General features: G+C 52.0%; 20 protein-coding genes and 1 tRNA gene. 12 read left to right on the top strand and 9 right to left on the bottom strand.

Features of this window, described 5'->3' with window-relative positions:
* Window positions 1-16 precede the first annotated feature (16 nt).
* The 3 genes from ACM5QY_RS14540 to ACM5QY_RS14530 all read left to right on the top strand — a co-directional run bounded on the left by ACM5QY_RS14540 (window position 17) and on the right by ACM5QY_RS14530 (window position 4,157).
* The gene (locus tag ACM5QY_RS14540) at window positions 17-1,207 is read left to right on the top strand and encodes a glycoside hydrolase family 88 protein (RefSeq protein WP_416122892.1); all 1,191 of its coding nucleotides are present in this window, start codon (window positions 17-19) and stop codon (window positions 1,205-1,207) included.
* A gap of 389 nt (window positions 1,208-1,596) precedes the next feature.
* A complete protein-coding gene (gene rcsA / locus ACM5QY_RS14535; RefSeq protein WP_416121465.1) occupies window positions 1,597-2,211 on the top strand; it encodes a transcriptional regulator RcsA in 615 nt (204 codons plus the stop codon).
* 245 nt (window positions 2,212-2,456) lie between these two features.
* Entirely contained in the window at window positions 2,457-4,157 is a 1,701-nt protein-coding gene (locus ACM5QY_RS14530) for a methyl-accepting chemotaxis protein (RefSeq protein ID WP_416121464.1), read from the top strand.
* A 97-nt stretch (window positions 4,158-4,254) separates the two neighbouring features.
* Here ACM5QY_RS14530 and dsrB read toward each other — a convergent pair whose 3' ends face one another.
* The 6 genes from dsrB to ACM5QY_RS14500 form a co-directional block, all read right to left on the bottom strand.
* Entirely contained in the window at window positions 4,255-4,452 is a 198-nt protein-coding gene (dsrB, locus tag ACM5QY_RS14525) for a protein DsrB (RefSeq protein WP_416121463.1), read from the bottom strand.
* A 405-nt stretch (window positions 4,453-4,857) separates the two neighbouring features.
* Entirely contained in the window at window positions 4,858-5,067 is a 210-nt protein-coding gene (cspE, locus tag ACM5QY_RS14520) for a transcription antiterminator/RNA stability regulator CspE (RefSeq protein WP_013575246.1), read from the bottom strand.
* 298 nt (window positions 5,068-5,365) lie between these two features.
* The gene (locus tag ACM5QY_RS14515; protein ID WP_416121462.1) at window positions 5,366-6,241 is read right to left on the bottom strand and encodes an ion transporter; all 876 of its coding nucleotides are present in this window, start codon (window positions 6,239-6,241) and stop codon (window positions 5,366-5,368) included.
* A 154-nt stretch (window positions 6,242-6,395) separates the two neighbouring features.
* The gene (locus ACM5QY_RS14510; protein ID WP_416121461.1) at window positions 6,396-6,734 is read right to left on the bottom strand and encodes a hypothetical protein; all 339 of its coding nucleotides are present in this window, start codon (window positions 6,732-6,734) and stop codon (window positions 6,396-6,398) included.
* A 165-nt stretch (window positions 6,735-6,899) separates the two neighbouring features.
* Complete coding sequence (locus ACM5QY_RS14505) at window positions 6,900-7,961, bottom strand: NAD(P)-dependent alcohol dehydrogenase (RefSeq protein WP_416121460.1); 1,062 nt, start codon at window positions 7,959-7,961, stop codon at window positions 6,900-6,902.
* Window positions 7,962-8,187: 226 nt separating this feature from the next.
* Window positions 8,188-9,198 carry an AI-2E family transporter gene (locus ACM5QY_RS14500; protein ID WP_416121459.1) on the bottom strand — a complete coding sequence of 337 codons (1,011 nt, stop codon included), beginning with the start codon at window positions 9,196-9,198 and terminating at the stop codon, window positions 8,188-8,190.
* A gap of 472 nt (window positions 9,199-9,670) precedes the next feature.
* On the opposite strand from ACM5QY_RS14500, the gene ACM5QY_RS14495 reads away from it, so the two are divergent.
* From ACM5QY_RS14495 to ACM5QY_RS14485, 3 genes are read left to right on the top strand one after another with little or no spacing between them, the layout of a single operon-like run.
* A complete protein-coding gene (locus ACM5QY_RS14495) occupies window positions 9,671-10,360 on the top strand; it encodes a DUF969 domain-containing protein (RefSeq protein WP_104921719.1) in 690 nt (229 codons plus the stop codon).
* The gene (locus tag ACM5QY_RS14490) at window positions 10,357-11,307 is read left to right on the top strand and encodes a DUF979 domain-containing protein (RefSeq protein ID WP_416121458.1); all 951 of its coding nucleotides are present in this window, start codon (window positions 10,357-10,359) and stop codon (window positions 11,305-11,307) included. Before ACM5QY_RS14495 ends, ACM5QY_RS14490 begins: the two co-directional genes overlap by 4 nt.
* 12 nt (window positions 11,308-11,319) lie before the next feature.
* Entirely contained in the window at window positions 11,320-12,336 is a 1,017-nt protein-coding gene (locus ACM5QY_RS14485; RefSeq protein WP_416121457.1) for a DUF2891 domain-containing protein, read from the top strand.
* 17 nt (window positions 12,337-12,353) lie between these two features.
* On the opposite strand, the gene lpxA is transcribed toward ACM5QY_RS14485, so the two are convergent.
* Complete coding sequence (lpxA, locus tag ACM5QY_RS14480) at window positions 12,354-13,142, bottom strand: acyl-ACP--UDP-N-acetylglucosamine O-acyltransferase (protein ID WP_416121456.1); 789 nt, start codon at window positions 13,140-13,142, stop codon at window positions 12,354-12,356.
* Window positions 13,143-13,513: 371 nt separating this feature from the next.
* On the opposite strand from lpxA, the gene ACM5QY_RS14475 reads away from it, so the two are divergent.
* Window positions 13,514-15,148 carry a phosphoethanolamine transferase gene (locus ACM5QY_RS14475; RefSeq protein ID WP_416121455.1) on the top strand — a complete coding sequence of 545 codons (1,635 nt, stop codon included), beginning with the start codon at window positions 13,514-13,516 and terminating at the stop codon, window positions 15,146-15,148.
* Between the two features lie 33 nt (window positions 15,149-15,181).
* Here ACM5QY_RS14475 and ACM5QY_RS14470 read toward each other — a convergent pair whose 3' ends face one another.
* A complete protein-coding gene (locus tag ACM5QY_RS14470; RefSeq protein ID WP_416121454.1) occupies window positions 15,182-16,078 on the bottom strand; it encodes a LysR family transcriptional regulator in 897 nt (298 codons plus the stop codon).
* Window positions 16,079-16,235: 157 nt separating this feature from the next.
* On the opposite strand from ACM5QY_RS14470, the gene ACM5QY_RS14465 reads away from it, so the two are divergent.
* Window positions 16,236-16,745, top strand: a complete 510-nt coding sequence (locus tag ACM5QY_RS14465) for a phenolic acid decarboxylase (RefSeq protein ID WP_416121453.1) — start codon at window positions 16,236-16,238, stop codon at window positions 16,743-16,745.
* A 77-nt stretch (window positions 16,746-16,822) separates the two neighbouring features.
* Here the strand turns inward: ACM5QY_RS14465 and ACM5QY_RS14460 are convergent, their stop codons facing one another.
* A complete protein-coding gene (locus ACM5QY_RS14460; protein WP_416121452.1) occupies window positions 16,823-17,836 on the bottom strand; it encodes an alpha/beta fold hydrolase in 1,014 nt (337 codons plus the stop codon).
* 327 nt (window positions 17,837-18,163) lie between these two features.
* Between ACM5QY_RS14460 and ACM5QY_RS14455 the strand changes: the two genes are divergently transcribed.
* From ACM5QY_RS14455 to ACM5QY_RS14440, 4 genes are all read left to right on the top strand, one after another.
* Window positions 18,164-19,693: an EAL domain-containing protein gene (locus tag ACM5QY_RS14455; protein WP_416121451.1), complete on the top strand. Its 1,530-nt coding sequence runs from the start codon at window positions 18,164-18,166 to the stop codon at window positions 19,691-19,693.
* 202 nt (window positions 19,694-19,895) lie between these two features.
* Entirely contained in the window at window positions 19,896-20,672 is a 777-nt protein-coding gene (gene mtfA / locus ACM5QY_RS14450) for a DgsA anti-repressor MtfA (protein ID WP_416122891.1), read from the top strand.
* A gap of 143 nt (window positions 20,673-20,815) precedes the next feature.
* A tRNA-Asn gene (locus ACM5QY_RS14445) sits at window positions 20,816-20,891 on the top strand.
* A gap of 176 nt (window positions 20,892-21,067) precedes the next feature.
* Complete coding sequence (locus ACM5QY_RS14440) at window positions 21,068-22,261, top strand: tyrosine-type recombinase/integrase (RefSeq protein WP_416121450.1); 1,194 nt, start codon at window positions 21,068-21,070, stop codon at window positions 22,259-22,261.
* The last annotated feature ends 37 nt before the right edge of the window (window positions 22,262-22,298 follow it).

The following is a 22,298-nucleotide window of genomic DNA, read 5'->3' as shown; positions in this document are numbered from 1 at the left end:
TAAAAAGGGAGAAGAGATAATGATGAACATCGCAAAAGAGACGTTACGCCCTGTTGAGCTCAACCAACTGGACCGGATTGCCTTCGCGCAAAAAATGCTGCGCGCACGCGAGGTCGTGCTGAGCAAAATAGCGCGTAATCTGGACAAATTCGGTGACAAATTTCCGGCAGAAAACTGCGAGAAAGGCCATTATCCGCTGACTGATAATGTGGAATGGACCCCCAGTTTCTGGACCGGTCAGCTGTGGCTGGCGTGGGAAATGACCGGTGATGACCGTTACCGCGTGGCGGCGGAAAAACAGGTGACGTCTTTCGGCAACCGCATCGCCAACCGGATTGATACCGCGACACACGATCTCGGGTTTCTTTACAGCCTGTCGTGTGTAAGCGCCTTTAAACTGACCGGTAACCGTCAGGCGCGCGGTTTTGCGCTGCTGGCCGCCGAAGCGCTGATGGATCGTTTCAACACGCGGGCAAAAATCATTCAGGCCTGGGGAGATCTGAACGATCCGGAACAGGCCGGGCGCATGATTATCGACTGCAATATGAATCTGCCGCTGCTGTACTGGGCCAGCGAACAAACCGGCGAGCCGCGCTTTGCCGACGCAGCGCGCGCCCATGCGGAACAGGCGGCGAAATATATCGTCCGCCCGGATGCCTCAACGTATCACACCTTTTATATGGACACGGCGACCGGCGCGCCACGCTTTGGCAATACACATCAGGGTTATGCCGACGATTCCTGCTGGTCACGCGGTCAGGCCTGGGGGATTTACGGTTTCCTGCTCAGCTACCGTTACACCGGCGATGCGGAGCAGGTCGAGTTGTCACGCCGCCTGGCGCACTATTTCCTCAATCGTTTACCGGAAGACGATGTGTGCCACTGGGATCTGGCACTGCTGGGCACCCATGCGGTACGTGACAGTTCGGCGGCGGCGATTGCGGTCTGCGGATTGCTGGAACTGGCGGTCACCCTGCCTGCCACCGACGATAAGCGCGCCAGTTATGAAGAGATGGCGCTGCGCATTATGGATTCCCTGACAGATCATTATCTGGCGCCCATTCAGGAAGATTGTGACGGATTGCTTAAGCATTCGGTCTATCACATGGGCAGCGGCAAAGGCGTCGACGAGTGTTGCAGCTGGGGGGATTACTTTTACGTTGAGGCGCTGACACGCCTGACGCAGTGCTGGCAATCATACTGGTAAATGTTCAGACGCAGCGTTTGCGCGCTGCGTCTGGTTTTATTGCCATTTTTCATTCGTGAATTATTTTAAAGGATAATGCAGATCATCATTTTCTGGCGAACAGTTCCGTTGTGTTACGGTAACACGGCGTTAAACCAGTACATCTTGTATGTCATTACATCCATTAGGAATAGTCCTAGTTTTTTTATTTTTTTGATCAGTATCAAAGTTTAATGTGACATAAACCAAATTAATCTAAGCGCCCGTTCCCGTTAGTCCTCAAAAAATAAGGCTTTCACGCTGACGTTTTTCATGCAAAAAGTAGAGTCAGCACGCTAATGCTTCACGTTGTGCTGTTACTCCCGCATCCAATCATTATGCAGAACAAGGACGTCCTATGAGGACTCACCATGCAAACGATAATCTTGGATCCATGCAGGTATACACGTCTTGGCCTGCAGCAATTTCTCACCAGCGAACGACAGATCACTGACGTTGATCACTTTGACCAGCTTCAGACAGGGTGTGCAAAACTGAATCCTTCCGTGGTATTTATTAATGAGGATTGCATGTCTTCACATCCGGACAGCAAAGAACGGCTGGGCTCACTGATCACCGAATATCCCGACACACTGTTTTTTATTTTTATGTCACGCACGCGTATTCATTTTGAAGAATATATTTTCGTTCGTAAGAACGTCATTATTACCTCGAAATCGATTAAAGCTGAAACGCTCAAACAACTGTTAAATCATCCGTCACTGCCTCAGGCACAAAACCCCGCCAGTTCTGCTGTGCTGGATATCCGGCCGGTTATGCTTAGCCGATCTGAATCTGCCATGCTGAAAATGTGGATGTCAGGCAACGGAACGATTGAAATATCCGATAAATTACAAATCAAAACTAAAACGGTGTCTTCATACAAAGGAAATATTAAACGAAAGATTAAATCACCGAACAAACACATTATTTATCACGTCATCCGTTTGTGCGACCAGCTCAACAACGGCATCTACGCGAATTAACGTTTCCCACCTCGGGTTCTGGTTACAGGCTGAGCATGTGCTTCGCCTGTAGCAACCTGCTTAAACCTCAAAATGCGATCCAGATCTCATAGATAAATTGAATCCTTACGCAAAAATGCCGATGACCTGTTATGGCGTTTTCATTTCGTCACGGCCGGACTTGCCCCGCTGGCAATGCCTTTATCGCTGTTAATCACCGCCGGGAACAGGCGGTATGCAGGATCAATTGAGCGGAACAAAATAAAATGGATACTCCTACATTCACGACAACGCGCACCTCTTTTATCAGTAATATCCGACTTATCACCCTGATCAGCCTGATCCTCACCGGGATCCTCTTCCTGTTTGCCCTGTCCATCGGAACCTCCGGTTTCTTTTTAAAACAGAGTAATGCAGCACTGGCGAATGCCACGCAGGAATTGCAAATCCGTCTCGCGCTGTCGAACAGTTCTAACCATTTACGCACAGCGCGTTTACTACTGATTCAGGCAGCGGCCGCGGCCCGTATCGGCGATCAGGACGTGTTTAAACAAAACCTGACCGACGCGGCCAGCCGGATTAAGCAATCTCAGACCAGTTTTGACAGCTATATCAACCGGCCCAATAAAACGGATAAGGATCTGGCGCTCGATGAACCGCTGAAACACGCGTACAACGCCTATCTGACCAAAGGCATGGCACCGATGCTGGAATCCGCCCGGCAGGCACATTTCGAAGAAGTGATTTCGCAGGAAGCTGAAACCGTGCGCGGACTGGATCAGGCGAACAATGCGCCATTGCTGGCGGCGATTGCTTACCGCACCGAAACGGCCAATGCAATTAACGATAAGGCGCAGCACAACGCGGTGCTCGGTTATATGCTGATGGGCGGCGGTTTTCTGATTGCGCTGGTGCTGACGTTTATGACTTATCTGGTGATGCGCAAAGTCATCATCAATCCGCTCAATCGCCTGGTATCGCGTATCCAGAAAATTTCTGAAGGCGACCTGACTCAACCGGCAGAAAGCAGCGGTCGCAACGAAATTGGCGTGTTAAGCAGCAATGTTGAGCAGATGCAAAGCTCGCTCTCTTCCACCGTCAGAACCGTGCGCGAAGGCGCGGTGTCGATTTATCAGGGTTCGACCGAAATTGCATCGGGTAACACCGACCTATCTTCCCGCACTGAGCAGCAGGCCGCGGCGCTGGAAGAAACCGCCGCCAGCATGGAACAGCTGACCGCGACGGTGAAACAGAACTCCGAGAATGCCCACCACGCCAGCAAACTGGCAGCAGATGCGTCGAATAAAGCGCAAAAAGGCGGCGACATTGTGGCGGACGTGGTGACCACCATGGATAAAATTTCCCGAAGTTCATCCAAAATCGCTGAAATCACCACGGTGATTAACAGTATTGCCTTCCAGACCAACATTCTGGCGCTCAACGCCGCCGTTGAAGCCGCGCGCGCGGGCGAACAGGGCCGCGGATTTGCCGTGGTTGCCAGCGAAGTGCGAAACCTCGCGCAGCGCAGCGCACAGGCCGCCAAAGAGATCGAAGCGTTAATTGAAGAGTCGGTGGATTATGTCGGCGAAGGCTGCATTCTGGTGGGTGATGCCGGGGATACGATGTCCGAAATCGTGACCGCCGTCAGCCATGTGACGGACATCATGGGCGAAATCGCCTCGGCGTCTGATGAACAAAGCCGTGGGATCAGCCAGGTAAGCCAGGCGGTTTCTGAGATGGACGGCGTCACCCAGCAGAACGCCTCGCTGGTGCAGGAAGCGTCCGCGGCGGCGGCGTCACTCGAAGAGCAGGCAGCCCGCCTGACGCAGGCCGTCGCGGTGTTCCGTCTCGATGCGCATACGCAGAGTTCTTCTGCAAAGCGCCAGCCGCCGTCGCGCGCACTGAAATCCCCCGCTTCACGCACGACGAAAAACGCAAACGAAGAGCCAAACTGGGAAACATTCTGACCCGTAATCGCGCCGGATAGCCCGGCTTAAAGACAAAAAAATACCGGTGGCAGATGCACCGGTATTTTTTTATTCAGAATACGGACGAAGACGTGAATTACTCAGTGCCTTCGCGCGGCTCAACGAATGTGCCGTCTTTAGTATCGCCTTCATTGAAGAACCATATGCCTGCCGGATAATCTTCCAGCGACACCAGATACATGACGCCTTCGTAAAATTCCTCTACGGCTAATACTTTACCTTCGCGACGCGGCCCGCCGTCGGTTTTCACTGTCACAAGATCATTAATTTTCATCAGGTTATCCCATGGTTTTCAATTATCTTTATTGTAGTACAGACCGCCTGACAAAGGCACAGCGCAGGCTGAAAGTCGGCTTGAAAATGAGAAAATGACGCTGCATGAGTAATTTACATTTTCTTAACATTTTGATGCCAGAATCCTGACTTTCATTTCTTCTATACTGCCTGCGTGCTCACCCCCGAGGGAGTACATAATGAATGTCATAAGAAATATTTTTGCCCGCCTCTATGCGGGCATTTTTTTGCCTGCAATTCAGGGACTTTTTTCGAAGATGGGGATGATGCGAGGAGATCTGGCAGGCTTCTGCTGTGTCTCTCATAAACGACAGACGTAAAAAAACCCGCGCATGCGGGTTTTTGTCATCTGTGCATTTATCGCTGAAACAGCGAGAAAGCAAGATTAGATAGCGGTAACGTTAGCCGCAGACGGACCTTTAGCACCGTTCTCGATAGTGAACTGTACGTTCTGGCCTTCAGCCAGGGTCTTGAAACCTTGATCCTGGATAGCGGAGAAGTGTACGAACACATCTTTGCTGCCGTCAGCAGGAGTGATGAAGCCAAAGCCTTTAGACTCGTTAAACCACTTAACCTGACCTTTCATCATTGACATAAGAATTACCTTTTAAAAATAAATTTCGCCACCATGGGCATGTTATAGCCGGATTTCAGTCGTTACTTATGGAGGCACTAAGAAGGAAATTCGTCAGAGCAGGGTTATCATGGATAACGCTTTAAATTGGAACAACTTTACTCAGGATGTCGTGCATAAATAGGTCTGTACCACAGGCCGGTATGTATTTACTCATGACTGCCCTTTAATAGCAACTCTTTTTAATCCAATGCGCGAGTAAAGTCCAAAATCAGCCAGTTTATGTACCATGCAGTACAATTTACGTACAATTAACAAGCTATTTATCAATAGGTTGAGCAGTTTCTGATGTCAGAACCGCGCCACAGTGCGCACAAAACTTAGCATCAATTTCATGGCCCGAATGCAGACAAGTCTGACAAGAACGGGCGGCACGCCCTTTTTCCAGCTCTTGAGACATGTAAGCGGTTAAAATCCCGGTAGGAACGGCAATGATGGAATACCCGAGCAGGATAAGCACCGACGCAAGCATTCTGCCAATCGCCGTATGTGGCGTGATATCGCCGTAACCGACCGTTGTCAGCGTCACCACGGCCCAGTAAACCGATGCGCCGAGCGAGGTAAATCCGTCCTTTCCGCCTTCTGCTGCGAACATCAGCCCGCCAAATAAACACAAGATGATCGCCACGAAGCCAAAGAAGATGCCCAGTTTGCGTTTTGCGCGCATCAGGCTGCGCCACAAAATCCCGGCGTCGCTCATATAACGCAGCAGTTTCAGCACGCGCAGAACGCGCAAGATCCTCAGCAAACGGATCAGCACAATCAGATCGGTGGCCGTGCCAAACGACGGAATCAGCCAGATGATGTACATCGGTAAGATCGTCAGCAGATCGATAATGCCAAAAAAACTCACCGGATAACGCGTTTTGCGCGGGGACGAAAATACCCGCAGAACGTATTCCACGGTAAACAGTGCGGTAAACGCCGCTTCGGCCAGGCCGAAACGCCAGAGAATGTTTGGCGTATTGGGGAATAAATCGGTAGCGCTGGATTCAAAGAACAAAATAAACACGCTGAGAAGCGACGCCACAATCCAGAACGTTTCCATCCGGCGGCCGCTGCGGGTGCGGTGCTCAAATAAAAGCGCGTAACATCTGCGCCGCGGGGAAGCCAGAAAACGAAAATCCTGTGACATAGTCAGTACCAGCAATAAAGATATACAAAAGGATAAACGCTTTTTGCCGTGCCGCCTATCATGGCGGAGTCCAAAAAAAACGCCGGTCACACAATGCCCTGAAAGACGGGATGTGACCGGCGTTTGTTGAGACGTAATGTGCTTAAGTTAAATATTAATCCATTAACTCTGAAACGGCATTGCGGACGTAAGCGGTAATCTGCGCGACATCTTCTGCGTCAGCGCTGCCGCCGCCAATGGACCGCACAGTGCTCTCCAGATGGCCGATATCCTGCTCAACTTTCTTCGCAATCTGCACTTTAACAATGGTGTCGACCGAAGAGATAAAAGCCCGCATCACGGCTTTCAGGGCGAAAATCTCACCGAAAGAGTCGTACGCAGGTTTGTCAGCCGCTGCTGGTTGCGCCGCCCGTGGTGGCAAGTTTTTCAGCCTGTCCACATGTTCAATCATCAGATCCATATCTCTGATGAGTTCATCAAAACTCTTAGCCACTGGTTTTCCTTCGCCCGGCGAAAGGCAGCAGGATACCACCGCGCTTACAAGCCGAGAAGCCACAGAAATGCGTAAAGAGTAAATTTCGCCACAATGCACCCGCCCCGCTGTTCCCGACGAACAGAAAGACAGGCGCATCAGGTCGCTATTTAATCAGATTGCTGATTATCCGGCGTTTTTCAGTGACGCCATGTCGACAACAAAGCGGTATTTCACGTCACTTTTCAGCATACGTTCGTAAGCGCCATTGATGTCCTGCATGTCAATCATTTCAACATCACAAGAAATGTCATGTTCAGCACAGAAATCCAGCATTTCCTGCGTTTCTGCGATACCGCCGATCAGGGATCCGGCAACAGCTTTGCGGCCCATGACCAGTTTACCGCTGTGCAGCGCAGGTTCGATTGGCTCGATAAGGCCAACCAGAATATGCGTACCGTCGCGTTTCAGGGTATCCAGATACGGATTCAGATCATGCGGATTTGGCACGGTATCAAGGATGAAATCGAAGTGGCTTTTCACCGCCGCCATCTGTTCAGCATCGGTGGACAACACAACGTGGTCCGCGCCCAGACGATACGCTTCCTGCTCTTTGCCTTGAGAACGCGTGAACAGCGTCACGTCCGCGCCCAGCGCTTTGGCAAATTTCAGGCCCATGTGGCCCAGACCGCCGAGACCGACGATGGCGACTTTATGGCCTTTACCGACTTTCCAGTGCATCAGCGGCGAGTACGTGGTGATACCGGCGCACAGCAGGGGTGCGGCAGATTTGATGTCCAGTTTTTCAGAAACGCGCAGAACGAATTTTTCTGAAACAACGATTTGTTCGGAATAACCGCCGTAGGTCATCATATTGTCATGACGATCGTGGCTGTTATAGGTCATGGTCGCGCCTTCTTCACAGTACTGTTCCAGGCTTTCCGCGCAGGATTCACAGTGCTGACAGGAATCGACCATACAGCCTACACCGACGGTATCACCGACTTTGAAGCCGGTGACTTTCGCGCCAACCTGCTTCACGTGGCCGATAATTTCGTGCCCCGGAACCATCGGATAAATGCTTTGATGCCATTCATTACGGGCCTGATGGATATCTGAATGGCAGACGCCACAATACAGAATGTCGATAACAACGTCGGTATCACGCGGGTCACGGCGAACAAAATTATGAGGCGCAAGAGGCGCATCCGCTGAAAGTGCAGCGAAACCCTGAACGTTAAAAGTCATTTTTTTCTCCTGATAGTCTAACGGAATACGACATGCCGGTAAGAAACCGGCACTGAGAAAGTATGACCGTTAAAGGTGACAAACAGGTATAACGATTCTCGCCATTACTTGCCTGAATCTGTTTTTTTCAGGATTTTTGGCCGGATGCGATGAGAGGTTGTAATGCGATGCGCAGGAAAGGAGCAACCGTGACGCCACGGGGTTGCGGCGTCACGTTAAAGCAAACTCAGATCAGGCCCGCGTCTCTCAGTTCGCTTTTCAGATACGCGTAATAGATAGGCGCAGCGACCACGCCGGGGATGCCAAATGCCGCTTCGAAAACCAGCATCGCCAGCAAGACTTCCCAGGATTTCGCCTTGATGCGGCTGCCGACAATACGCGCATTGAGGAAGTATTCCACTTTATGAATGATGATGAGATACCCCAGCACCAGCGCCCCAACCCACAGTGACAGCGAAAGTCCGACAATAAAAATCAGCGTATTCGAAATCAGATTCCCCACCACCGGCAGCAAACCACAGACAAACGTCACGACGACCAGCGTTTTTGCCAGCGGCAGGTGAATACCGAACAGCGGCAAAATCCCGAACAGGAACACGGCAGAAAGCACGGTATTGATCAGGGAAATCTGGAACTGCGCAAACACCACATTGCGGAAAGCATCGCTCAGCAAACGCACCCGCTGAAGTAGCTCTTTTTTCAGTGGCGCGTGGTGTTCGCCCTGCGTGTGATGCTGAAGCGAAATAATCGCGCCGAGGATCATGCCGATCAGCATGGTGACGAAAACGTGCGCGGCGTTTTTACCAAACGTCTGGATCATCACGATGTGTTCACGCAGCCATTGCAGGAAACTGCGCTGCAATTCTTCGATATTGGCAGGAAGATAATGCAGGAGAACCGGCGATAACCGGCTTTGCGCATCCGTCAGAAGCCGCGACACCATCGCGTTAAACGCCACCGGGTTTTTCATGTCTTCCATCAGAAAATCCGCAAGCCCGGCGACGGCAATCGTCAGACAGCTCACCACTACCGTACTGATAAACACCACCACCACCCAGCGCGCACGTTCTCCGCTAATGATTTTCTGAAAATATGGCGTCAGCGCGTTGACCAGTTCATACACCACAAAACCGGCGATAAAACATGCCAGTAAATGAAGAGGAAGAACCAATAAAAGCCCGCCCATCACAATGAATACACTGAGCCAGCGAATTTGATTCGATCTCACTATTTGCATTGCCTGCATCCTTAATCCTTCGAGTACCGGGTCTGACCCTGAATAGCCACATCATAGCACTGAACCCGGACTTGTTAGCGGCTTACAGAACTATCAGAAAGGAAAACAGTACCCGGAAACCCCCGGACATTCGGATCACTTTTACAAAATATAATAAATGCCTTATGTTTAAAAATATCCCACGCGTTTTATTCTGTTATTTCCTCCCCGGCTATTTGAACCTGCGAAAAATATCCCTCGTTCCAGTTCATCCTATTGTTCAATGACATAAAAATTGAGCATCAGAATAATTCCCTCTGACTCCCAACGCCCGTATACCTTGCGTTCCCCTAATCCACTTGTTACTTTCCGCCTCACGCATTGCTTATGCTCATTAGCACTAATTTATTACACGTAGTGATTACCTGCGTATTTTTACTGTCGACGTTCACCCAAAAAATAAAGCAAACACAACATCACTGAGGGACAAATTATGTGGGTTTTAATTGGCATTCCGATCGTCGTGCTGGGTTTTGCGCTGCGGTTTAATCCATTATTGGTGGTCACCGTGGCGGGTATTTCCACCGGGCTGGCAGGCGGAATGCACACCGTCGAGATTATCAGTGCTTTCGGAAAGGCGTTCACCGATAACCGTTATATGGGCCTTATCTGGCTGACATTGCCGGTCATCGCCATTCTTGAACGCAGTGGCCTGAAAGAACAGGCCAGACACCTGATTTCCAAAGTCCATGCGGCGACCACAGGCCGCGTGCTGATGTTGTACTTCTTCCTGCGCCAGATGACCGCCGCGCTCGGGCTGAATTCTCTGGGCGGACACGCGCAGATGGTGCGCCCGCTGATTGCACCGATGGCTGAAGCCGCCGCCGTCACCCAATACGGTGATTTACCTGAGGACGTGCGTCAGAAAATCCGCGCGCATGCCGCTGCCGCCGATAACGTCGCGGTGTTTTTTGGTGAGGACATTTTTATCGCTGTGCAGTCCATCCTGCTGATTAAAGGTTTTCTGGAACAGTACGGCATAAACGTCGAGCCGCTTCACCTTTCCGTGTGGGCGATCCCGACCGCCATCGCCGCGCTGATTATTCACTTTATCCGGCTCTGGCTGCTCGACCGCTCCCTGGCTAAACGCTTTGATACACAACACGGGAGTGCCGCAAAATGATCACTTTGCAAACCGTGTACATTCTTGCCGGACTGATGTTCTGCGCTTATGCCTTCTTTAATCTGCGCGATAAAAGCAATGCACGCCGCTATGTCAACGCACTGTTCTGGGGCGTTTACGGCATCACTTTCCTGTTTGGCGGCGAGCTACCCCATTTTGTCACCGGCTGTATGGCCATTGCGCTGGCAGTCATTGCCGGTACCGGCAAACTGGGTAAAGGTAAATCTGACAGCGAACAGCCCGAGCTGGTCGAAAAACGCGAAGCCGGTGCGAAGCGTTTCGGCAATAAGCTGTTTATCCCTGCCCTGCTCATTCCCATTGTGACGCTGATTGGCACGCTGACGCTGAAATATACCCCGCTGGTGGAAGCCAAAAACGTCACGCTGATTTCACTGGTCATCGGCACACTGGTGGCGTTTATCGTCGCGCTGGTGATGCTGCGCGATTCGCCGGTAAAAGCCATTAAGGCGGGCGGTCAGACGATGGATACCGTCGGCTGGGCGGCGATTCTGCCGCAAATGCTGGCCGCGCTCGGTGCGCTGTTTGCACTGGCAGGCGTCGGCGGCGTGGTGTCGGAGCTGGTCAAAAACATTATTCCGCTCGACTCACCGCTGGCGATTGTGGTGGCGTATACCTTCGGCATGGCGTTGTTCACCATGATCATGGGCAACGGCTTTGCGGCGTTCCCGGTGATGACTGCCGGTATCGGGCTGCCGCTTATCGTGAATCAGCTCGGCGGCAATCCGGCCATTATGGGCGCAATCGGTATGCTTTCCGGCTTCTGCGGCACGCTGATGACGCCGATGGCGGCCAACTTTAATATCGTGCCTGCGGCGTTGCTCGAATTGCAGGATAAAAACGGCGTGATCAAGGCGCAGTGGAAGACCGGTGTTTTGCTGTTGCTGGTTAACACTGCGTTCATGTACCTGTTTGTGTTCCGCTTCTGATGAGGCAATAAGATGACGATGACGACAACACTGACGCCGGAACTGGCGTCGCGCTTTGCCTCGCTGGCACTGAATCATTTGACGCGTGAGTTTCCGAACAAACTGATGCACGCCATGAGCAGCGCCGCCGATGCGCAGACACCGCGTCAGTTGCACCCGATATTTTATGGCAGCTATGACTGGCATTCCTGCGTCCACGGCTACTGGTTATTACTGCGCCTGCTGGATCGTTTTCCCGATTTGCCCGAAGCCGGAGCGATCATTGCCGTGGTCAGCGCGCATTTCACCGACGAAAACGTGGCCGGTGAAATGGCCTATCTGCGCCAGCCGCAGCACGCCGGATTTGAGCGGCCTTACGGCTGGGCGTGGTGCCTGGCGCTGACGCAGCAGTTGCACAAAATGGCGTTGCCGCAGGCGGCGCAATGGGAAAAAACGCTGGCACCGATGAGCCGGTTTTTTGAGAAAAATTTTGCGGATTTCCTGCCGAAAGCCACCTATCCGCTGCGTGTGGGCAGTCACTTTAATACCGCCTTCGCGCTGTCGCTCACCCTCGATTACGCCCGCTGCATGAAGCATGACAAACTGGCGGAACTGATTGAGGAGACGGCGATGCGCTGGCATCTGGAAGATGTGCATTGTCAGGCGTGGGAACCGGGCGGCGATGAGTTTCTTTCGCCATCACTGATGGAAGCGGAACTGATGCGCCGCGTGTTACCGGGGGAAGCGTTTGTGACATGGTTCGGGCGTTTCCTGCCGGACTTAGCGCAGCGCCAGCCTGCAACGCTGTTCACCCCGGCGACGGTCACCGACCGCAGTGACGGGAAAATCGGGCATCTCGACGGGCTGAACCTTAGCCGTGCCTGGTGCCAGCGCTCCCTCGCTTCGGCATTACCGGCGGGTGATCCGCGTGCTGCGCTGCTGCGTCAGACGGCAGAAGCCCATCTGCACAGCGCGCTGGATCACCTCGACAGTACGTATATGGGCGAACACTGGCTGGCGACGTTTGCGCTTTTAGCGCTCGAAGCCTGAAGATTCACCTCACCCGCTCAGCGAATAATGCCGCGCGTGGAACGGGTGAAAAAGTCATTGAAACAGCGCAGAAAAGGGAATTCTGCGCTCAGCCGTTGAATTTCCGTTTTCACATCTTCTGACGCCGACTGCTGTCGATACAGTAAATCGTACAAATGCAGAATCACATTCTGCTGCGCTTCGTCAGCGGCGGCAAACACGGGGGCCTGCTCATTAATCCCTTTGGGCACGGCGCGATTGCCCTGCGCCTCAATGTACGGCGGCACATCCTGCACCACGCAGCTATTTGCCAGCAGATGTGAACCCTCCCCGACAATGCAAAACTGATGCACCGCGCACATGGCGTCGATCCGCACCGCATCGCCCACGGTGACATGCCCCGCCAGCCCGCTGTTTTCACCGATAAATGTGTCGTTGCCCACCTGACAGTCATGCCCGATATGCACGCCGCCGTCGAAGGTGTTCCGGTGGCCAATCCGCGTAAAACCGCCGCCCTGCGCGGTGCCGCGATGAAACGTTGCGTGACGGCCAATCCGGTTGCCGTCGCCGATTTCCAGCCCGGCGGCCTCACCGGCATATTTCAAATCCTGACTGATTTCCCCGATTGAAGATTCCATTCCTATAATATTGTGACGCCCGATACGGGTGTTGCCGTTAATCACGACGTGGGAGGCAATACGCGTCCCTTCACCGATGTGAACACCGGCGGAAATAAAACAAAAAGGCCCGATAACAACGTGCGGCCCGATAACGACACCGGGTTCAATGATACTGCTGGCCGCAATAGTGGCCGAAGATGAAATCAACGCGAACGTCCTTCTGACAGCCGGAAGCCACCAGTGGTGAATTAAACCTGTCGGAATTAATCAGAGAGGAAGGTCAATATGAGCGGAGAAATGCACTCAAAAAGGTGTAAACGAAGCGGTTGAGGAATGATCGCACACTTCGCCATGCCGCACAGCATAAGGGTTTCAGCCCGGAAAACCCGCTTACTATATTTTATTTATTTTCTGAACCTTTTCTAAAAATGTGATTGGTAAAGGGAGTATCAGTATTTTGTTACAGTAGCATTAAGGCTTTCTTAAGCTTGCAGTTATATGATTCGCGCAAAATCATTTCTGCACGTTATGTTTCGCTCACATTAACGCCCGCGACCTCAGCATGTTGGGAGTTTTCATTGCGCTATTTATTGCCGAAAATCAGCTACTTTAAGCTGACCCTGCTTTTAACTCTGTATTTTACGTTTGTTGTTAACCTGCCAATTTTATTGCACTTTTACCGCATTCTTCATGCGTTGCCGGCCTACAATCTTTTGTTCGCGCTGACCATTCCCGTGGCACTTTTCGCCGCGCTGAACTTTGTGTTTACGCCGTTCAGTTTCCGTCCGCTGCTTAAGCCTTTCTTTATTATCGTGCTTCCTGTCAGTGCGCTGGCCAGTTTTGCGATGATGACCTTTCAGGTGGTGTTTGACCGCGGCATGATCGAAAACATTCTGGATACCCAGTCTGCCGAAGCGACCTCTTACCTGAATCTGAAGGTGGTGCTGTGGTTTGTGTTCACCGGCATCCTGCCCGCAATCCTGCTGTTTTTGACCCCGGTCAGTTATGAAAAAACCGTTTTGCGTCGCCTGGGTGTGCGCCTGGTGTCGATGGTGATTTCCCTGCTGGTGGTCGCCTCCATTGCCGGCGTGTTCTACAAAGATTACGCCTCCGTGGGCCGTAACAACCGCACGCTGAATCTGGAAATCGTGCCGACGAATTACCTGTACAGCACTTTCCAGTACATGAATCATCGTTATTTCACGCCAAAAGTGCCGTTCCAGACGCTGGGTAACGACGCCAAACTGGTGCAGCAGCCGGGGCAGAAACCCAATCTGGTGTTCCTGATTGTGGGCGAAACCGCGCGTGCGCAAAATCAGTCATCAAACGGTTATGCCAAACCGACCAATCAGTACACACAGGCAATCCCCGATGTGGTGTATTTCAACAAAATGACGTCCTGCGGCACTGCAACGGCGATTTCCGTCCCGTGCATGTTCTCGAATATGAAACGCACCAGCTACGACGCCAACCGCGCGCGCAACAGCGAAGGGTTGCTCGATATTCTGCACAAATCCGGTGTTTCAGTTTTCTGGAAAGATAACGACGAAGGTTGTAAAGGCGTGTGCGACCGCGTGCCGAACGTCATTATCGATACCAAAAACGACGGCAAATATTGCGATGGCGATACCTGTTACGACATGGCGCTGATGCAGAATATTGACGACGACATCCGCCCGGACGGCAAGAATACGCTGATCGCCCTGCACCTGATTGGCAGCCACGGCCCGACGTATTACAAACGTTATCCGCCGGAATTCCGCAAGTTCATACCGGATTGTGCGCGCAGTGATATCGAAAACTGCTCGCAGGAACAACTGGTGAATACCTACGATAACACCCTGCTGTACACCGATTATCTGGTGTCTCAGGTGATTGAAAAAGCCAGGCACTATCAGGATAAGTACAACGTGGCGGTGATTTATCTTTCCGATCACGGCGAATCGCTGGGCGAGAACGGTTTGTATCTGCACGGTACGCCCTACAGCGTGGCACCGGCCCAGCAGACGCACGTTCCGATGCTGTTCTGGCTGTCAGATGGCTACATAAAGGCTCAGGGCATCGACCTGCAATGCCTGAAAGCCAGTGCGGCGAAAGATGATGTGTCGCAGGATAACCTGTTCCATACCGTGCTCAGCGTCATGAATGTGCAGACCTCGGAACGTGACCCGCAACTGGATATCCTCGCGGCCTGCAAAGCCCCGCGCGCCTGACGTTTGTTTTAACCGGAAGGTTTGCTGCCTGCTTCAGGGCAGCAAACCACATTCTTCCAGGATGCTTTTTGCCAGGGCACTGACAGTCTGGTCAAACCGCTCCGATTCATCCTCCAGCATCATATATAAAGCCGTATGCCGTACCGTTCTGGCCGATAATGCCAGACGGCTCAGCAAGCCGCTCTCCAGCGCACTTTGCACCGTTTCCAGCGGCAGCCAGCCGTATCCGACTCCCACCGCAATCGCCTCCATCGCCGCACCAACGGTGGTAAACGTCCAGTCTGCTATCGTCCCCGAGGCATGGTTATCTGTGCGCGCCGTATGCCGGTCCGCGACGCTGATCAGGGGGAAACGTGCCAGATCCTGCGCCGTCAGCGGAACAGGAAGTTGCAGCAACGGATGGTCACTTTTCGCCACCGGCACAAAATCAACATCCAGCAAAAAACGCCCGTGGATCGCATTCTCCGGCGCCAGCGTTGTGATGTACAAATCCGCCGAACGCTCATTAAGCTGCGCAATACTTTCCCCGCGCAGGATTTCAGTCAGATGCACCCGTGTATCCGGGAATTGCTGCTGAAACGCTTTCAGGGCACGGAATAAATGGTTTTTCGGAAACACGCTGTCCACGACCAGACTGAGTTCCGTGCGCACGCCGTCTTTCAGACCGGCGGCGCGATGCTCCAGTTGCAAAAACGCCATGATCAGCGGGCTGGCCTGCACCAGCAGCGCGCGCCCCTGTTCGGTCAGGACCGCCTTGCGTCCATGGATTTCCAGCAATGATAACCCGAGCCGTTCCTGCAAGCCGCTCAGCGCATAACTGACCGATGACTGGCTGCGGTTAAGCACCTGCGCCGCCTGAGCATAACTACCCTGCTCTATAACCGTTTGTAAAACTACCCATTGTTCGAGGGTGGTACGCGGAAGTGCCAAGGGATTTTCCTTTCGGATGAGTTTTCTCGCTATTAAACCGATCTGATTTTCAGATGGTTTACATCGAAAATAAGCGTTTTTATATCTGATTTGTGAAGTGTAATCTTCTTCTCAACGAAACGAAACGTTTCATCCCAACACCGAGTTAAGGAGAATTATGATGAGCAACTTCGACAAACATGACCTGAGCGGTTTCGTGGGCAAACACGTTGTTTACACTTACGACAACGGCTGGAACTACGAAATTTATGTGAAAAACGCCGAAACTCTGGATTACCGTATTCACAGCGGCCTGGTCGGGAATCGTTGGGTGAAAGACCAGCGCGCATATATTGTCCGCGTCGCGTCTGATGTCTACAAAATTTCATGGACTGAGCCGACCGGCACTGACGTCAGCCTGATTGTAAATCTGGCCGACAACGTGTTCCACGGGACCATCTTCTTCCCGCGCTGGATCATGAATAATCCGGAAAAAACCGTCTGCTTCCAGAACGACCATATTCCGCTGATGAATTCATACCGCGACGCAGGCCCGGCGTATCCGACCGAAGTGATCGACGAATTCGCCACCATCACCTTTGTGCGTGACTGCGGCGCGGATAACGACACCGTGATCGACTGCGCCGCCAGTGAATTACCGGCCAACTTCCCGGACAACCTGCGTTAATTCATTTATTTAACACAATAAAAAAGCCGCAGCGCGTAATGCACTGCGGCTTTTCTGTCTGTTTACTTTCGGTTAAATCAGCGCGCCAATGTTTTGAGCAGTGCAGCGTTAAATTTCTCCGGTTCTTCCATCTGCGGCGCGTGCCCTAATCCGGCAAAGGCAATCAGCTTCGCGTGGGGGATCAGCTTCGCGGCCTGCTTACCCAGCACTTTGTAATTGCCGATTTTCGCTTTCACCGCAGGCGGCGCGATATCACTGCCAATCGCCGTGGTATCGGACGTCCCGATCATTAAGGTCGTCGGAACGCGGAGGTTTTTAAATTCGTAAAACACCGGCTGCGTGAAAATCATGTCGTAAATCAGCGCCGAGTTCCACGCCACCAGTTTATGTCCCGGCCCGTTGTTCAGCCCAGCCAGCATATCGACCCAGCGGTCATATTCCGGCTTCCACTTATTCACGTAATAGGTTTTCAGCTCGTACTGTTTAATGCTGTCCGCCGACGTTTTCAGCTCGCGGTCATACCACTGATCGACCGTGCGGTAAGGTACGCCCTTGGCTTTCCAGTCTTCCAGCCCGATCGGATTGACCAGCACCAGCTTCGACACTTCCGGGGCAAACATCAGGCTGTATCGGGTCGCCAGCATCCCGCCGGTGGAATGCCCGACAATCACCGCTTTCTTGATGTTGAGGCTTTTCAGAAGGTCATGCGTGTTGTTCGCGAGTTGCTGAAAGCTGTACTGATAATGCCCCGGCTTGGTGGAAGAACAAAATCCAATCTGATCGGGCGCAATCACGCGATAACCGTTCAACGCCAGCGCCCGGATAGTATCGCCCCAGGTCGCGGCACAGAAATTCTTGCCGTGCATCAGCACCACCGTCTGGCCGTTTTTATGCCCGGTCGGTGCGACGTCGAGATACCCCATTTGCAGCGGCGCACCCTGCGAGGTGAAGGAATATTGTTTGAGCGGATAAGGGTAATCAAAGCCTTGTAATTGCGGACCGTAGGAAGGCGCATCGGCCGCAAAAACGGGCGCGGTAACGGCAAGGGATAAAGCAGCAGCGCAAAAGAGCATTTTAACACGGGGCAACATTGTTCAGTCCTATTGTCGTTTACCGGACAGGCGGCTTAAAGTCTTATGCTACAAACTTTATGCTGCCAGGAATACCCGATAAAACTGAAACAGCACGAACGGATTTTAGTCTTGAGATCTCAGAATAAATCGTAACCCTGTGCGCAGTAAATTTGAGTCATGCAAAAGATCGTTGAACCGCGAAGTATTGATGACTCACATCAAATTTTTGTTAATCATCAGAGGAGTGAATATCTTAAAAGTGAGCGGTAACAGTGGATTGAGCTTTTTTGGGTTATATTAACTGTACGATACTTCTTTCTGTCGCTTTCACTGGTGGATATCCCTTTGGCCTTAAATTGGTTAAACCGACCGCATATCCGGATTTGCCTGTCGGTACTGGCATTTTTCATTGTAGCTGCACTGGGAACGCTGGCCATTTCATGGCAAACCTCGCAGGGGTTGCGCCGGGATACCACCGCCAGCCTGGCGCAATCAGTCCGCCTCGTCGACCTGACGCTCAATAACGCCTCGACCGCCGCCGATTCAGTGCAAAATCTGGTCGGTAAGGAATGCGATCAAAACGTCATTCAGGCATTACGCTGGGAAGTCGCGCGGGTTCCCAACGTGCGTACCGTGAACCTATATCGTGGCGATAGAATTTATTGCACCTCGCTGTTTGGTAAAAAAATCGATTACGTTTCCACAGAAAAATACAACGGCGGGGAGTTGCTCCTGATGAGTGGCAACCCCGTCACGCCTGGCCATCCGCTGATTGCTTACCGGCGTGATATCAATGGCAACGGTGTGCTGATTGGCGTGGATGGCTATTTTCTGCATAACATTCTGGATTTGCTTAGCACCCACAGTTATCTGGCGTTACAAGTCGGTGACCAGTGGATGGACAGCAAGGGCAAAATTCATCTGGGCGAAAACTGGCCGAACGGTGAACGGATAATCCAGCATTCCACCCAATATCCCTACCAGATGAAACTCGTCATCCGTAACGGCGATCACTGGCGTTATATCTTTGATTACGCCACCGCCAGCCTGGTGCTTTTCCCGCTGCTCGGCGTATTCGTTGCCTTTATGACCTACCTGTTGCTTGGCCGCTTCGGAGGCCCTGTTTCAGCGCTTAAAGACGCGCTGGCGAAAAAGCAATTTATTCCCTTTCTGCAACCGGTGGTGGACGGCACTCATCACCGGCTGACCGGTTGCGAAGTGCTGATGCGCTGGCAGCATCCGCAATCGGGCCTGATCCCGCCGTATCAGTTTATTCCGCTGGCCGAAGAAAGTGGGCTAATCGTACCGATGACCCGCCTGATGATGGCGCAGGTTCGCGATCAGTTCGGCCCGCTGGCTACGCAACTGTCGGATGATTTCCATTTCGGTTTCAACATCTGTGCCGGACATTTCAAAGACCTGACACTGGTGGAAGACTGCAAAGCCTTTCTGCACGCCTTTAAAGATAAGCCGGTCAAACTTGTGCTTGAGCTGACCGAACGCGAGCTGATTGAATCGAGTGAAATCACCCACAGCCTGTTCAGCGCGCTGCGCAGACTGGGCGTGCTGATCGCGATGGACGATTTTGGCACCGGCCATTCCAGCCTGACGTATCTGCAAAAATTCCATATCGATATCCTGAAAATCGACCAGAGCTTTATTGGCCGTATAGGAACAGACGCGCTGGCCGGGCATATCGTGGATAACGTCATTGATCTCGCGAAGCGTTTGCAGATGGTCATCGTGGCGGAAGGGATTGAAACGCAGACGCAGGTGGATTACCTGACGCCCTATCATCTGGAATATTTTCAGGGATATTTTTTCGGAAAACCGGTGCCAACAACCGAATTTATCGAAAAATGGCTGAAACGATAACAGCCTCATATTCTGCGACTAGAATAATTACGTGAGCTACGTCTTATAAGATGCGCGCGCTTTTTGCTAAAAATCAACTGATGTGTAACATCCACACAGACTCAGCACGGCAGTGACGCTAACTTATTGAAGTTACATGCATTGACGTAGTCTGCCACTGAACCCTGCTGAAAATTCGAATGATCACTTTGCGAGCAAGATGATGATTAAGTGGCCGTGGAAAGCGAATGCGCTGAAAATTGAGAAATCGGACGCGTGGAATGACGCTCTGAATATCCCGCTTTTATCTTCCCTAAACCAGGAGGAGAAGCAGCGTCTGGTTCAGGTCGCCAGCCAGTTGTTGAACCAAAAGCGGCTGGTTCCGTTGCAGGGCATCGAACTGACAGAACAGATGCAGGCGCGCATCGCCTTACTGTTTGCCCTGCCGGTGATGGAACTGGGCGCATCCTGGCTCGATGGTTTTCATGAGATTCTGCTCTACCCTTCGCCTTTCGTCGTCGATTCACCGTGGCAGGATGAAAACGGGCTGGTTCACGCCGGTTCGCAAATCCATGCCGGGCAAAGCTGGGATCAGGGCCCGATTGTGCTCAACTGGCAGGACATCGAAGATTCCTTCGACAACTCCGGTTTCAATCTGGTGATCCACGAAGCGGCGCATAAACTCGATATGCGCAATGGCGGAGAAGTCAGCGGCATCCCACCAATCCCGCTGCGTGAAGTAGTGGCATGGGAACATGATTTACAGGCCGCCATGCAGAATCTGCAAGATGAAATCGACACCGTTGGCGAAGAAGCCGCCAGCATGGATGCCTACGCTGCAACCGATCCGGCAGAATGCTTTGCGGTCTTGTCGGAATACTTTTTTAGTGCGCCTGAACTGCTTTCCGAACGTTTTCCGCTGGTATACGGTCATTTCACTCGTTTTTACCAGCAGGACCCGCTGGCAAGGCAACTCCGCGGCCAGCGCTGCAATTGTTAACCGGCGTGATCCATGGCGATATTCAGCAGAAAAGTTCTCTTTTATCGCCGCATTGATTAGTTGCTGAGCAGTCGGCGGGTTTTCGTGAATTTAGCGTTGACACTCCGCGCCCCTCTGGATAACATGCGCCCCGTTCACACGATTCCTCTGTAGTTCAGTCGGTAGAACGGCGGACTGTTAATCCGTATGTCACTGGTTCGAGTCCAGTCAGAGGAGCCAAACTCAAGTCGATGGAGTTCCACCAAACTCCACCCTCCCTCGCTAGAAACCCTGATATCATTGATTTTACTCCTAGCTGAGCTCCACCCAATTCTCTATACTTCCACCTAAATCAACTTCAAGATGGGGGCCATTTTTGGGGCTCTTCCAGTTCAACGATTTCTCGGGGCCCCCATATGCCACTGAACGCCAGGCAGGTAGAGACCTGCAAACCCAAAGAGAAAGAATATAAGCTCTCCGACGAACGCGGCCTTTACCTGCTCGTCAAACCCAATGGCTCACGCTACTGGAGAATGAAGTACTATTTCGGCGGTAAAGAGAAAAAATTATCCATTGGCGTATACCCTGACATTTCTCTTGCTGAAGCGCGTAGTCGTCGTGACGATGCCAGGAAGTTATTAACCGATGGACAAGACCCGGGCGAGAAAAAAAAGCGTGAGAAACTTACACGCAAAATTTCCGTTGAGAACACGTTTAAAGCCCTGGCGCTCGAATGGTATCAGCACAAATCCACCACCTGGGCCAAAAATACCGCCGACTGGGCTTTAGATGCGCTTGAGAAAGACATCTTCCCTGCCGTAGGTAACCGTCCTGTCACCGACATTGTCCCCCTCGAAATGTTGACCGTATTTCGTTGCATCGAAAAGCGCGGCGCGCTGGTCAAATTGGGAAAGATACGACGCTACTGCAGCCAAATTTTCCGATACGCCATCGCAACCGGACGTGCCACATTAAACCCTATTGCGGATCTGGCCTGTACTCTGGCCACCCCCGAAACATCGCATTTCCCCCATCTTAGTCATGACGAACTCCCGGCGTTTATTCATAAACTACGCAGTTATCAGGGACCGGTCACCGGTGCCGCAACACAGCTGATGCTTCTGACGGGGCTTCGGACGATTGAATTACGGGCTGCTGAATGGTGCGAGTTCGATTTTGATAATGCGCTCTGGACCATACCAAAATTCCGTATGAAGAAACGGCGTATGCATCTGGTCCCATTATCACAGCAAGCGATCGCTATATTACGCGACCTTCAGTCCCTCACAGGTCAATTTCGCTTGCTGTTCCCTGGCCGAAATGATGTTAACAAATCCATCAGTGAAGCCACTATAAATAAAGTCCTCAAAATCCTGGGTTACCAGGGTAAAGCAACGGGTCACGGTTTTCGGCACACCATGAGTACCATTTTGCATGAGCAGGGTTTTAATTCTGCCTGGATAGAAATGCAGCTGGCCCATCTGGACAAAAACAGTATTCGCGGGACGTATAACCACGCCCAGTATCTGGATGGGCGTCGTGAGATGATGCAGTGGTACGCGGATCACATCGACAGCCTGGCCGCAGGTACAGTAAAGAAAATGGCATAACCCAAGACACCCGGCCACGATGGCGGGGTGTCACTTG

The sequence above is a fragment of the Rahnella sp. PCH160 genome (assembly GCF_047784855.1).
GTDB lineage: Bacteria > Pseudomonadota > Gammaproteobacteria > Enterobacterales > Enterobacteriaceae > Rahnella.
Note: the sequence above shows the minus strand (reverse complement) of the source record. Positions and strands in the feature narration are given on the sequence as shown.